Source organism: Paenibacillus sp. 2TAB26, assembly GCF_052115145.1.
In the GTDB taxonomy this organism is placed as follows: Bacteria; Bacillota; Bacilli; order Paenibacillales; family Paenibacillaceae; genus Pristimantibacillus.
Window position 1 is genome coordinate 286,002 of sequence record NZ_JBFRGC010000006.1, and the last position, 14,102, is coordinate 300,103.

At 41.2% G+C, this 14,102-nt stretch carries 14 protein-coding genes; 11 read left to right on the plus strand and 3 right to left on the minus strand.

The features are described 5' to 3' along the window. Positions 1–12: 12 nt before the first annotated feature. The 8 genes from trpB (at position 13) to AB4Z50_RS08735 (ending at position 7,982) form a co-directional block, all read left to right on the plus strand. Positions 13–1,173, plus strand: a complete 1,161-nt coding sequence (gene trpB, locus AB4Z50_RS08700) for a tryptophan synthase subunit beta (RefSeq protein WP_441877993.1) — start codon at positions 13–15, stop codon at positions 1,171–1,173. Positions 1,174–1,438: 265 nt separating this feature from the next. Further along, positions 1,439–2,284, plus strand: coding sequence for a sulfurtransferase (locus AB4Z50_RS08705; protein WP_441877995.1), 846 nt, complete (start codon positions 1,439–1,441; stop codon positions 2,282–2,284). 461 nt (positions 2,285–2,745) lie between these two features. Further along, positions 2,746–3,648 (plus strand): AraC family transcriptional regulator, encoded by a 903-nt coding sequence (locus AB4Z50_RS08710; protein ID WP_441877997.1) that lies wholly within the window; start codon positions 2,746–2,748, stop codon positions 3,646–3,648. Between the two features lie 95 nt (positions 3,649–3,743). Beyond that, entirely contained in the window at positions 3,744–4,370 is a 627-nt protein-coding gene (locus AB4Z50_RS08715; RefSeq protein WP_441877999.1) for a class I SAM-dependent methyltransferase, read from the plus strand. 479 nt (positions 4,371–4,849) lie between these two features. Continuing rightward, positions 4,850–5,395 (plus strand): 50S ribosomal protein L25, encoded by a 546-nt coding sequence (locus AB4Z50_RS08720; RefSeq protein WP_076268662.1) that lies wholly within the window; start codon positions 4,850–4,852, stop codon positions 5,393–5,395. A 181-nt stretch (positions 5,396–5,576) separates the two neighbouring features. Further along, positions 5,577–6,170 carry a DJ-1/PfpI family protein gene (locus tag AB4Z50_RS08725; protein ID WP_339206579.1) on the plus strand — a complete coding sequence of 198 codons (594 nt, stop codon included), beginning with the start codon at positions 5,577–5,579 and terminating at the stop codon, positions 6,168–6,170. Between the two features lie 488 nt (positions 6,171–6,658). After that, complete coding sequence (locus AB4Z50_RS08730; protein WP_441878002.1) at positions 6,659–7,486, plus strand: helix-turn-helix transcriptional regulator; 828 nt, start codon at positions 6,659–6,661, stop codon at positions 7,484–7,486. Positions 7,487–7,619: 133 nt separating this feature from the next. Continuing rightward, positions 7,620–7,982, plus strand: coding sequence for a cupin domain-containing protein (locus tag AB4Z50_RS08735; protein ID WP_441878039.1), 363 nt, complete (start codon positions 7,620–7,622; stop codon positions 7,980–7,982). A gap of 301 nt (positions 7,983–8,283) precedes the next feature. On the opposite strand, the gene AB4Z50_RS08740 is transcribed toward AB4Z50_RS08735, so the two are convergent. Continuing rightward, the gene (locus tag AB4Z50_RS08740; protein ID WP_441878004.1) at positions 8,284–8,922 is read right to left on the minus strand and encodes a nitroreductase family protein; all 639 of its coding nucleotides are present in this window, start codon (positions 8,920–8,922) and stop codon (positions 8,284–8,286) included. A 119-nt stretch (positions 8,923–9,041) separates the two neighbouring features. Here AB4Z50_RS08740 and AB4Z50_RS08745 point away from each other — a divergent pair, with 119 nt between their 5' ends. Together AB4Z50_RS08745 and AB4Z50_RS08750 are read left to right on the plus strand one after the other, a co-directional pair. Beyond that, positions 9,042–9,401, plus strand: coding sequence for a MerR family transcriptional regulator (locus AB4Z50_RS08745; protein ID WP_441878006.1), 360 nt, complete (start codon positions 9,042–9,044; stop codon positions 9,399–9,401). A gap of 271 nt (positions 9,402–9,672) precedes the next feature. Then, the gene (locus AB4Z50_RS08750) at positions 9,673–11,103 is read left to right on the plus strand and encodes a VanZ family protein (RefSeq protein WP_441878008.1); all 1,431 of its coding nucleotides are present in this window, start codon (positions 9,673–9,675) and stop codon (positions 11,101–11,103) included. Between the two features lie 167 nt (positions 11,104–11,270). Here AB4Z50_RS08750 and AB4Z50_RS08755 read toward each other — a convergent pair whose 3' ends face one another. After that, positions 11,271–12,074: an aminoglycoside N(3)-acetyltransferase gene (locus AB4Z50_RS08755; protein ID WP_441878010.1), complete on the minus strand. Its 804-nt coding sequence runs from the start codon at positions 12,072–12,074 to the stop codon at positions 11,271–11,273. A gap of 979 nt (positions 12,075–13,053) precedes the next feature. Between AB4Z50_RS08755 and AB4Z50_RS08760 the strand changes: the two genes are divergently transcribed. Then, positions 13,054–13,698, plus strand: coding sequence for a hypothetical protein (locus AB4Z50_RS08760; RefSeq protein ID WP_441878011.1), 645 nt, complete (start codon positions 13,054–13,056; stop codon positions 13,696–13,698). Positions 13,699–14,000: 302 nt separating this feature from the next. Here AB4Z50_RS08760 and AB4Z50_RS08765 read toward each other — a convergent pair. Next, on the minus strand, positions 14,001–14,102 hold a 102-nt coding region (locus tag AB4Z50_RS08765), incomplete at its 5' end, for an IS3 family transposase (protein ID WP_441878013.1).

A 14,102-nucleotide genomic window follows, 5' to 3' on the forward strand; every position in this document is an offset into this window, starting at 1 on the left:
AGGCGCTTACTTATGGACCAACAGTTGCAGCAAGAGGGGTACTTCGGGGAATTCGGAGGAAGCTTCGTTCCACCGGAATTGCAGGAAGTGCTAAACTATTTGAGCGAGCAATTTTACAAGTTCAGTGAAGATCCGGACTTTCAGGAAGAGCTCAGCTATTACCTGCGTGAATATGTTGGCCGCAAGAGCCCGCTCACGTATGCGGAGAGGCTGTCCAAATCGTGGGGAGGACCCAAGATCTACTTAAAGCGCGAAGATCTGAACCATACTGGTGCGCATAAGATCAACAACGCCATTGGCCAGATTCTGCTCGCCAAGCGAATGGGTGCCAAGCGGATTATCGCCGAGACTGGTGCTGGTCAACATGGAGTTGCGACAGCTACGGCTTGCGCAATGTTTAATATGGAATGCGTCATCTATATGGGAGCTGAAGATATGCGCCGCCAGGCGCTCAACGTGTTCCGGATGGAACTGCTCGGTGCTACTGTTGTGCCGGTTGATAAGGGTCAGGGTCGACTGAAGGACGCTGTGGACGAAGCATTGGGCGATCTGGTTCGCAATTATAAAAATACGTTTTACTTGCTCGGTTCTGCGGTTGGTCCACATCCGTTTCCGACGATGGTCAAGCATTTTCAAGCGGTCATCAGTGAAGAGTCGAAGCAGCAGATTTTGGAGAAGGAAGGTCGTTTGCCTGATGCGGTAGTAGCCTGTGCGGGCGGCGGCAGCAATGCGATTGGCGCATTCGCTCATTACATCGACGAGCCGAGCGTTCGCTTAATCGGCGTTGAACCCGATCAAGCACCGACTTTAACGGAAGGCGTTCCGGGTATGATTCACGGCTTCAAATGCTTGGTACTGCTGGACGAGGAAGGAGAGCCGCGGAAGACGTATTCAATCGCCGCGGGGCTCGATTATCCGGGTATCGGGCCGGAGCATAGCCATTTGAAGGTGACTGGACGCGCCGAATATGCGACGGTTACCAATGAGGAAGTGCTGGAAGCATTCCAAGAACTTTCTCGTACGGAAGGAATTATCCCTGCCTTGGAGAGCGCGCACGCGGTTGCCTATGCCAAGAAGCTGGCGCCAACGATGGATCAAGAACAGATCTTGATCATTAACCTTTCCGGACGCGGAGACAAAGATGTCGAGCAAGTATTTCAGATGATTAAATAATAACAACTGTCGGCTGCATCCATGTAAGATCGGGTGCGGTACGATGAAAACAATCACGATTATAACGATGTGATCTAGAATTTGGAATAGCAGACCGGGAGCCTCCTAAGTGGAGAGACTCCCGGTCTTTGTTATATAATTGGCAGAAGAGCTCCATTGAAGATTGGAATCACACCATATACTATAGATATGAAGGCTAATAGAGCGATCTAAGGCTAAAGGTTCCATAATGGATTACATAAATGAACGAAAGAGGCGAGTCAAAATGAATAACATCGTGTCGTTGGAATGGCTAAAAGAGAAACTCGGTGAGCCGAAACTCGTCATCGCGGATTGCCGTTTTCGTTTGGACGATCCCGATGCGGGGCTCAGAGCGTACGAGGAGTCCCATATTCCGGGGGCTGTTTATATGGATCTGGAGAAGGATCTATCCGGTGAGGTCGAGGAATATGGCGGACGCCATCCGCTTCCCGATATTTTTGCAATGACAGTGACGTTCGGCAGGACGGGCATAAGCAACGATTCAATTGTGGTTGCTTATGACGATCAAGGCGGAGCGATGGCTTCCCGACTGTGGTGGCTGCTGAAGTATATGGGGCATGAGCAGGTTTATGTACTGGACAACGGCTTCTCGGCTTGGGCCAATGAAGGGTTGCCTGTATCAACCGAAAACAAAGTCGTGCAACCTGCGACATACCTTGCAACGGTGCAGCACAATATGCTAGTTGAAATGGATGAGGTTAGGGAGCTGCTTGGCAGCGAGGGAGTAACGCTTATCGACTCGCGCGAAGCTCCACGCTACCGCGGAGAGGTCGAGCCGATCGACCGCGTCGCAGGCCACATTCCAGGCGCGATTAATCGTTTCTGGCAAGAGGGTCTAACGGAATCCGGCGGTTGGAAGGATGTCGCCGCTCAATCCGATCGGTTCCATGATCTGGACAAGAACGGCGAGCTGATCGTGTATTGCGGATCAGGCGTCACAGCCACGCCAAACGTCATTGCGCTGCAGGAAGCAGGCTTCACGAAAGTGCGCTTGTATGCGGGAAGTTGGAGTGATTGGATTAGCTATGAGGAGAATCCGGTAGCGACGGGTGACGAAGAGAAGGCTTAATCGAAATAATAGTGTGAGATTCGAAGTACATCGTTCATGTGGCGATGTACTTCTTTGTGTTGTGCTCGGGATCTCAGAAGTCAACACGAAGTCAACGAGTACCCCTTGAAAATACTTACAGGAATCCATTACCCGGGCGTGTCGCTCATATGCTCTCCTATACATCACTTCTAACATTATTTTGATAAGTTAATTTTGACGCATTAACCCAATCAACTCAATAAAGATATAAAATATGAATTCAACAAAAAATCAACAATATTATCGTGAGTGACGTTTATTTTTAATTTCACTACTTACGTTGGTTGTTATCATAGTCGAAGTGAATAACAAAAGCATTAAGACCGTCTCTACTAGGGATGCTTTCTTGTGGATTCGGTATTATCGTGAATAGTAGGAATTTAGCAAGAAAAATCAGGACAACTCCACAGTAGTCTATTACTCTTAACAAGAGGTGATTTATGGGATATTACACTTATATTCGGGATACCATCGATTTCATTGAAGAAAATCTGTGTGAACAGATTTCCTTAGAACTCATTTCTTCCAGACTCTCCTTTTCTCCTTATCACTTTCATAGAGTTTTCCATTATCTTACTGGTATTGCCGTCATGGAGTATGTCAGAAAGAGGCGGTTGTCCCTATCGGTGAATTGGCTGGCGAACACGGATGAGAGCATTATTGATATTGCTTTTAAGCTTCAGTATCAATCTCCCGAGGCGTACACAAGAGCGTTTAAGAGAAATTTTGGATTAAGTCCCAGCGAATGCAGAGTAAAAAAGACGTATGATCATTTAAAAATACTGGAAAGATTGGGGGAGCATCAAATGACGGCAATGGAATTCAAAGGAGATATAGTGATGCAGCCTACTATGAAATTAAAACCCGAGTTCAGAGTTATTGGTTATGAGTTGGATACATCAAAAAGTAATACAACCATCCCTGAGTTTTGGAACAAGTATCTTAGTAATGACTGGCCCAGTACAATTCCTAACTGGATTGATCCTGCAAGATGGATCGATTTGGGGATATGTCATAATTGGAAGGAGGACGGGAGCTTCAAGTATCTTTTGGGAATGGAGGTCACAAGTTTCGATAATGCTCCGATCGGAAGTGTTTACAAAACATTTTCTTCCGCCACATACGCCATTTTTACAACGCCACAAGTTCCGCGTGATGTTTTTGTCTCATCAATCAGCAAGTCTTGGGATTATATATTTAAGGTGTGGTTGCATCAATCCGAATATGAAATCACCGAAGGTCCGCAATTTGAGCTGTATGATGAGCGTTGCCAAGCGCATATCGATAGTCAAATAGACATCTACATACCTGTAAAAAAGAAGGCGAGTTATAGTGATCGGTAGAGTGGATGAGCATGATGAACACATTTGGGAAAGAAGAGAAGCCATTGCGCTTTTGCGATCAATTCCGAGTGTATGTAATAAGTAACTAGAAGGGTGTGCTTGATCTGAACGCTTACGAAGAAGTTTGCCAGTGGGAAAGGACGGAAGCCGTTAAGCTCTTAAGTCAATCTGGGCTTGAGGCAGGAATGACCGTTATGGATATTGGGTGTGGGTATGTACACTATACGATACCGGCAGCGATTGCCGCTGGAACAAATGGAAGCGTAATCGCTATAGAGAAGTTGAAGAAGATCATTAAGCATGCCGAGAGACGACTAGACGAAGCGGGTGTAAAGAATGTTGAATTGATGAATACGAATCATCAAGGCTTACCAGATGAAGTGCAAAACCAGATTGACTTCCTAATGATGTACGACGTCATTCACCATTCGCCAAGGAGTGAAATGCTCGAAACTGTAGTTCGATGTTTGAAGCAGGGTGGTATTCTTTCATTCCTCGCGTTTAAAGATCTCAGTGATTATAAGCCGTCCTTGTTTGAAAGAGTGTTAAAGGAAGTAATCCAAGATATAGAAGCCTCCGGGTTTACGATGAAGAGTGAAATACCATTTGGTGGCGTGCATTTTGATCATTTTCACAGCAGCTATCATTGGAAGAGATACGGTGAGGTCCGTCTAGCATCCCTTGAACGAGGCACTGTGTATAATTTCATGAAGGCTAAATAACCTCGATGTATCTCCCGAATGTTATACGACAGCTGGAGTGATTGGATTAGTTTCTCTAACAACCCCATCGCCATGCAGCTTGTAAGCTGCGGCGATGTATTTTTATATCGTGAACTCAACACGAGGTCAACCAATGGATTTCGAATGGTGAAATGAATTATTTTCAGAAGCCTAGTGTACGCTCTTATTCATTCTAAATACACAAAGATACCGGAACCTTTGCCCGTAATTGCCTAGCGTCCTGATTAGACAACGTGACGTTTGTATGATATGGTGTGGTTTACAGATAGGCATTCCACTTTCCGAAGTGGGGTGCCTTCCTGTATATTTACGGAGGTTTTACATTAAATGTATTGTGCCGTAATCGGCAGAACATGGAGGTGGTGATGCTATGTTTCGCTCTTTATCCCCAATCGGGGAAGATTCAGCGACTAAGGAACGAGCGCAAAGATCTTTTAATAAAGAGGAGAGAGTTAAGCATGACAACATTTATGCAAGCAGAGAAACGTACACATTTGAATACATCAGGGCTTCGTAATCTACGTAAATCAGGTCGTCTGCCTGGTATTGTGTTTGGTAGGAATGTAGAAAATAAGATGGTTCATATTTCAACGATAGAATTTCATAAGTGGTTGAAGCAAGGTGCATCTGGTTTTATCGATATACAGCTTGACGGGAAAGATTCGGTGTCCGTATTGCTTGARGATCTCCAGCGAGATCCGGTAACGCGTGACTTGATTCATGTTGATTTCCAGCAAGTGCAGAATAACGAAATCGTATGCACAAAGATTCCGGTAAAATTCATAGGCAAGCCAATCGGATTGAAGCAGGGCGGGATTGTACAACTTCAGTCCGAGTTTATTGAGGTAGAAGCATTGCCAAGGCATTTGCCGTCGGTGATAGAATATGATATCAGCGGTATGAATATCGGTGAATCCGTCTATGTGAAGGATTTGGATTTGTCTTCAGAAGTTACACTTATTTCCGGTAAAAACGAGTTTCTCGTATCTGTAGTGAAGCCTTAACTCATCCTATTAGGTTTCAACTATTAAAAACACGTCGTATCTGCAGCTTACCTGCTGGTACGACGTGTTTTTGCGTAATTTGACATCTACCTCCCGTTCTTAAGGACCATTGACGGCGCTTGCAGATTATCCCCATAATAGAAAAAGGTGTTACATAAATTTACAGTTGGGAGAGGGTAAAATGTCCAAACGCGTGCTTATTCTAACGGGCGACGGTGCAGAGGTTCTGGAGGTTTATTATCCATTCTATCGGTTGAAGGAAGAGGGCTACGAGGCTGTGATCGCTTCGCCGAGAAAGAAGACATTGAATACGGTATGCCACGACTTCATCGAGGGATGGGATACTTATTCGGAGAAGCCAGCTCATCTGCTGCCGTCTGATATAGCCTTTGCGGACGTGGAGCCTGCTGACTACGATGCCTTGATCATCCCAGGCGGACGCGCTCCCGAGTTCATCCGCAACGATCAAGATCTTCCGCGAATTGTCCAGCACTTTCTGGATGCAGACAAGCCTGTAGGCGCGATTTGTCACGGTGCTCAGGTATTCTTGGCACTGCCCGATCGTTCCTACTTCAAAGGCAGAACGTTAACGGCATACAATGCGTGCAAGCTAGAAGTCGAATCACTCGGCGCAGAATATGCAAGTGAGACACTGCATGTAGACGGAAATTTAGTATCGGGTCACGCATGGCCTGATCTCCCTGGATTTATGCGGGAATTTCTAAATCTGCTTGGCCGGACGTCGAACAAGGAACTAACCTCAACCACGAACTAATTCTTAATACAGCGAATATGCATCGCCTTTCAAGTGTTGGCTTTGCATACGAATAGAAGGAGGAAAAGGCACTGTTGGGGTGTCTTTTTTGACATATGCGCGCCTAGCCAGCGACGAGTAATTGCTGAGAGGCATAACAGTATGAATGATTTAAATACATGGCCATGTGGGCTTAATGCTCAGGCTATGTATTTTTTTGTGCTTGGAATCAATACAAAGCCGACGAAAAAATTGGAATATGCTCATGAAATGCTCTTAACAGAGTACATGCTCATAAACTATAAACTCTTAGTAGAGAATATGATGTCTTGTTACTTAGGCTGTCAGCAGTAATTTGACTAACGGCAGATTGTAAATGATAATTGTTATCAATAACGTGAAAATAGATGAGAGCCCTCATGCTCACCTTTCTATATTCCAACGGACACTGGATATACAACGATCGGTCAAGATTAACGGTCAATTACCATTGAAATGAGGTAAGCATAGTGAAAATCGACGTTGATCGGTTAGCAGAACATCTGGCACACACTCCTTTTCAAGTACAAGGAGTATATCGATATGCGAGAAACCCAGGCGTGCCTCACGCTGACTATACAGATTCTTTTCCTGGATTTGTGTTTCCTCTTACAGGAAAAATACAATTTCAATTTAATGACACGCCTTATATCTTTTCGCCAGGAAAAGTTGTACATGGGGCTGCAAAAATGAGACTAGACCAAAAAGTGTTTGGTGAAACGGACTGGGAATATATCTTAGTTTTATACCGGATATGTAACTCGGAACTAGAAGAGTCAAGCTTTTCGCATCAGCATTTTGAATTATTAACAGGGCAGTCCCCTCGTCTAATTGAATTAATTATGCGTCTTTGGCGTGTTTATAATCAGCGTGGAGGCATTTCAAAGTTTCAGACCGAGATGCTGTTTCGCGATGTGCTGAATGAAGCCTTATTATGTGTTGATAATAGGCAAAATAGCTGTGAATCACATACTTTATTCGAACGGGTATCTAATTATATTCAAGAATACTATTATCAAAGCCTTACAATAGCATCGCTTGCAGAACAAAATAACGTTAATCGCAATCGACTTTCTTACGTGTTTAGAAGGCATGCAGGTATGGGGCCTGCACAATATTTATTAAAATATCGTATAAACATGGCGCAAGAAATGTTATTTAAAAGTGATGCACCTGTACAACAAATTGCAGAAACTGTTGGATTTGCTGACCCCTTTTATTTTAGTAGAGTGTTCAAAAAGCAATTTGGTATTGCTCCTACTGAATATCGAGAAAAGTTCATTAATAATCCATTCTAGTTTCAATAAGCATCCATTCAAATCAAAATATGACTTTACTATAATAATGGAAACGGAAATAAGCGCTTTATTACATCCGAGTGTCTGTTCACTATAAGGGTATATTGGAAATTTGAAAAAGGGAGGGGTTAATATCCATTATCAAGCTATTAATCTGAATGATAAGCTAACTAAATTCAATGACTATTGGTCTCTGAAAGTCATTGGTGAAATGAATGACTATCAATTTAAGCTTATTAAGATTGCTGGGGATTATGAATGGCACGTTCATGAAGATACCGATAAGGTATTTATCGCACTTGAAGGGGAGATGATCCTTGATTTTCGTGATGGTCAAGTGATAATTTCCAAGGGTGAAATGTTTATTGTCCCTAGGGGAATAGAGATGAAGCCTTCCGCCGAAAAGGAATGCCATATCATGCTGGTGGAGCCTAAAAGCGTTATAAACACTGGCGATATGGAGCCCGACTTAATAGCAGCCGATACATGGATCTAGTGCTTTTTACTAGTACGAACTAGTCTATGAGAATATGTTTTCTTGTGCCAATTCATGGGAGTGATGAAGTGGTAAACCGTATTCGGGATGGCTTAATTTCCAGTGGGGTTTGCTGTATTAAGACAGCCTGATTGGGAGATTTGCTTAATAGAAATGTCGTGTTTAGTTTTTGTCGCTACAATGAAGGATACCCAATCAGGGTGTCCTTCATTTTGCTTTATAGATGTTAAGGTGAACCCTTAACTATTGTTTCCTGTTTATAAGCGATTTTGCTTATTTTAAGTTTTATTTTGAATAATGATTATCTCCAAAATGTAATCTTGTCAGAACTTAATCGAACGGATTCATGTCCTGCTTCCTTTGCTTTTCCTATTGAAATAATCATGACCGGAACAAAGCGCTCTTCATCTAAATCAAATGCTCTAGCTACTTGGTCAACTTCAAATCCTGCCATTGGATTCGTATCATACCCATGTGCACGAGCTACTAACATTAACTGCATGGCAAAGAGGCTGCTATCGACCTTTGCAACTTCTACTTTCATTTCCTTTGGTAGAGTTGGATACATCGATAGAATGGTTGCGAGTTGACTATCCCGTACTTCAGCTGGCATTTTACCTTGTTCCACGGCAGTATTATAAATTTCTTCAACATATAAATAGCTTTGGGTATCACCAAAAATTAATAACATGGCAGATGAAGTATCGTTTTGTAATGTATTGAAACGTACAAGGGGTCTTAGTTTCTCTTTTCCTTCCGGAGTATCAACCACAATTACACGCCAAGGCTGCATATTAGCAGAGGACGGAGCCAGACTGGCTTCCGAAATCATTTCACTTATCTCTTCTTTTGATATTTTAATGTTCTCATCATAATTACGCACAGAACGTCTTCCTGTAACTATACTGGTGAAATTGTTATTTTGAATGTGGTTAAACATAGAATCTCTCCTTTTGATAACATAAGACTTTTTGACATTGTGTATGTCGTTCGTTATCATAATTGCATTATGAACTATAAACCAAGGTTTATAGCAAATAAATAAAGCGAGGCCATATGATGAAAATAAATGATGTTTCAAAATTAACGGATCTGCCTATATCAACCTTGAGATTCTATGAACGTAAAAACCTAATTCCGGACACATTTGTTAAAAGAGATGCAAATAATTATCGTATTTATACTGAGGAAATTGTTGAATTTCTAGAAGATGTGAAGGCACTTTTATCCGTAGGATTTTCGGTAGAAGAGTTGAGTTTACTAGTAAATCAAGAACTCAATTTATCATACGAGGTAAAGAAAAAAATTGTTGAACAAAAAATTAAAGAAATTGAAGATATTCAGAAGCGATTAAAAAAGTCGAAAAAATTTTTGCAAGCAACCTTGGAAGGAAAAGCGAATTTTCAAACGAAGTGTTAATGCTGTTGAGAGTCTAAAATAGTATGAATGATTTGAATACATCACCATGTAGGCCGCGTGCCTTGGGTGATGTATTTTTGCGTTCGAAAGCCCATCGCTATATTTTTCAATAAAGCCCTGTCGAGGACAGATCCTCTAAATTATAAACCTTAAATATTATTAAAGGTTTTTTAAGGAATTAGCAAAAGATGATTTATAGTGCCGTGTTATAATGAAAAACCACATGAGAATAAGACAGTACAATTTTGTGTTCGGTATGAGGAGGAATATTGTGAGCATTACAGATATGTTCAATTACTTACGCTTTCTGGGATTGCCAGTGGTCATTGTAGTTGGAATCGAGCTGCTGCTAATCGCAGGTTATTATACATTTTATTATCGCAAAAGAAGGCGAGAGGAAGAGCCCTGGCTGCCTATGAGTAAGCTTATCCTAGGTGCGCTTTTCATCGGTTATATTGTTTTTGTTCTCCAGTTGACCGTTATCGGCCGAGGTACGTCACATTTCTTGGAAATGAACCTGTATCCTTTCGGTGGTTATATCGAAGCATGGCAAAAATACTCGCTAAGAGAATTTCAAAACGGTATTTTTAACATTTTAATGTTTGTGCCATTGGGGATTTTGCTGCCTTGTTTGAGTTACAAGTTTAGAGCGTTCAAACGGCTTCTTCTTGTTGTTATATGTGCAACATTAGCTATCGAAACGTATCAGACGCTTACTGGCGCAGGTCTATTTGAGGTTGATGATCTTATTAACAATACACTTGGCGGCATTATGGGCTACCAGTTGTATAGACTTGCTGCTTCTGTCATTGAGCACAAAAAAGTTAAGATCAAGAGCCTGCTGGGCAATCTGTCCATCCCCATAGCAATCGGTTTGATGTTTTGTGCAATGAGTATCGTCTACAATCAGCAGGAGTTTGGTCAACTAGCCATTAATTCGTATCACAAATGGAATATGAAAGGCGTTGAGCTTAGCGCTTCACTCACGTTAAGCCCAGAACCAAATGCTGCTGCGGTATACAAAAGAGTCGTGAATAATGATGAAATCGCAGCGCTGCTGCGGCAAAAACTATCATTGACCGAGTTAAGCGTCAAGAAGTGGGGAAGTGATCGTGAAATTGTGTTAACTAGTAATAGCGGCGCACACTTCACGTTATTTCAATCCGAAGAGGGTAACTGGTCGTTAACCGAAAATGATTACATCCCAGCGCAAGCCTCGCTAATTGATCCGGATTCTATGTTAGAGAAGGCGAAAACGATTGCGGATGATTTGGGCTTGCCTAGCGAGAAGGCTGAATTACGAGGAGTAGATGACGGTGAGTATGCATGGTCACTCTCGCAGATCCCCGGAATGAACGAGGATTATTGGACAGGCGATTTCTCCATTGGCCTAAAAGAGGATGGCAGCATCTACGCGATCAATAGCGGAATTAAGCACAATCAGTTTGTGYGGACGATGGATCTATTATCTCCAGCCGAAGTATATAAACGCATAGAGGATGGGGAATTTCAGCAGCTGCAAAGAAATGCTTTATTAACAAAGGATCAGCTTGAAATAAAAAAGGGTGACCATCTAGAAATAAAAGGAATAGAACTAATCTATATGTATGATTCAAAAGACTTTTATCGGCCTGTATATCAGGTTAATGGAACATATAATGGTGATCCCAACTGGTTTACCTTGATTGATGCAAAGAATTAAAAAAGCTGATTTGGGCTTATCTTATTTTGATCCATATCCCTGAAAGCTTATCTCGGGAAGCTCAGCTGGCATTTAAAAAAGGGTACCCATACAGTGGACATTTTTAAAAGAATGTTTAGCGTAGGGGTACCTTTTTGTAGGCTAGCGCGAATAGCGAGGGCGAGCCGTCACTCTCTATTCTTCTCCATCCAAGGAACGGTCCAGTCGATCAGGGGTCTTAATTCCATAAATCGTACATCAGCATTTCCTACTTTATGAATTTTGATATTTTTTTGTTGATCATATTCGTTTCCTAATCTACTAAAATCTTCGTCGTCGACTGCTTGAGTAGAATAAGTAACCCACGTTCTCTTGCCATCAATCATGACTGCACTGCTCTCATCTGCAAATCTTTTGGAAGAAAAATTTGCTCTCGTTTCCGCTAAATGCAGGGATGTATTTTTTTCATAGCCAACACCAAGTAATAGTACATGTCCATCTAATTTATACAGTTTATCTACAGGGGAGTCGCTGCCAAAAATATTACTTAAATCATGTTTTTCTGTAATATATTCCGCGTGTTTCCCTACTGCTGCTATCGACCTTGCCGGGTGATCGGACCTTTTTGCCCCTGGCCACTGTCTAAACATTTCAGCCACGACACCCATGCCAATGGCAGGTGTTATTTCTTTGTCATATGCAGGCCAGTTTTCACGAATAATAGGCCACCATTCCATTGGTTCATTCCAATGAACTCCAGTAGAGGGATCAAGATTTTTCCATGTCTGAGATGGCATCATCAATGTTCCTTCTTCTCCTACGATTTCAAGAAGTGACCTTATTAACGTTTCAGCTCCGCCTACAACAAAGCCCATACTTTTTAATGAAGTATGTACGAATATGGTTTGCCCTTCGGTTACTCCGCAGTTTTTGAATTGTGTAATTAAATCCTCTTTCGTTAAAATCATTCTCGTTTCTTCGTTTCCAGTCATTGTGCATCCTCCATTTCATTTGGAAAACAAAATAACCCCGCTACAGGTAGCGGGGTTGTCTCTAGCATTGCCAGAAAAGCATAGCCCTTGAATTACTCAAAATGGAATTATTTTTCAATAGTATACCAACAAAAATGACAGTCTACAATGGTCAGCAGAAAAAAATGCTGATGAAGACAGCACGGACAACGTGTTGAAAGCAAGCTCTTAACTCTCGATTATGGTCTGTATACGACTCGATGTGCCTAAGATCGTCGCTAGTCTGAACGTATTATTCCATAAGCCCCTCGTCTACGGGCTTATTGCTCATGATTGGCCCCCAAAAGTAGTCAAGGGAGGTCGTTTCATAAGGGCGTTTGTATATCCTCGGAGTCAGTCCAGTTGGTGGGGGGATAAGTAGCTGGAGTGATTTGAGTTCAGAACATAGCAATCAGGTTGCTATAGGTGTGAAGCAAGTGCCGAAAGTAGTCGCATAACAGTATGTGAATTGGATTTACATTACAATGTAGGCTGTATACCTTGGGCGATGTATTTTTTATGATCCGAGATAATACTTAATATAATAAACCACTTTTAAAATATTTAATTGGAGTCAACTTACATAATAAATGTTTATTTATTTTCCTATATTTAATTTTATATAAATAAAATTTTAGTTATATGAGTTAAAAATGGTAAATGATAATCTCATTTTTGCGTCCCGCATGCGGCTTTTCGGAATATACTAAATATATTTTCGGTGAAAAATATGTAAAAACGTGTAATGATTGTATTGGGAGAAAGGGATGAAGATTTCAAATGAAGGAAAGGATATTGAAAGTTTATAAGGGGGGATAAACATAAACTCTATATAGCTTTTTGTTAAGACAATAGTTTTTTAATTTAATTAGCTGTAGAAAGGGTTATTTTCTTTTGGTTTATTTCATTGATTTGTATGTTTTTTATAGTAAAGATTAACCAAAAATGGAGGGTAATATTCGTGAAAAAGATATTAATAATAATTCTTACATTAATGTTATTATTTTCTGCTGTTCCAACAGTGTTTGGCCAAGATGTTGAAAGCATCTCTATTGAACGGGAAATTGGATTCACAACTTCTGACATTATGGGTTTGGAAAAATATATCTCAGTTAATAAAAAAGGATTTTTTGAACTTGATTATCTTCTAGCTGTGAGGGATAATATTCAAAAAGAGTTATTAGAAGGCCAACAAAATTATTTCAATGAGTTGAATAAACTAATAGCTGAAAATAAACTTATTGCTTTTCCTGACCTTACTATTAAGAGCAACATAAAAGATCAGCTAGACTTAAATATCCAACTTAATAAATCTTCATGTGATGGAGTAACAAAGCCAACAGAATATCATTGGTGGGGATACAGTAGATTATTAGATAGTTGTAATGCAAACGGACTGGCTGCTGACTTAGCAGGAGCAGCATCAATAAGTGCAGGTGCAGCGGTTATAGCAGGCATTTTTGGTGGAGTTGCAGCAGTACCTCCTGGAATTGCCGCTGCATACTGGGGATTAGTATCTGCTCGGATTTATGCGAATAATAGCCACAGCACAGGTATTTATTTTGGAATGACTTGGGTCTATGTATTTAATATTGAACCTCAATAAGAGGAATGCGGTGATAAGATGAAAGAGTTAATAGTACCATATTCAATGATGGCTTTGGGTATTATAACAGTAATTCTATCGCTTATAAGGCTAAGAAAAGAGTATAAGGATTCTTCAAATCCGAAATTTAAGAAGAACTTGAAATGGAAGCTTGCTTTCGGATCTATAATCGTTGTAGTTATTATTATATTTCTAACCAATTATTCAGTATCTAAATACTAGTGCTTATATGACAACAAAAAGTCGGTAGTCAACGGGGACTGACCCCCATTTGTGAGACAGGGATCAAAACACCTTCAAGTTTAAACGGCCAGTCGCCTGTAATCAATCGGCGACTGGTTCTTTAGTTTCGTTTGAATACGAATTGCGTTATAGTAAGTGATGTAGTCTCGAACGGTCTGTTC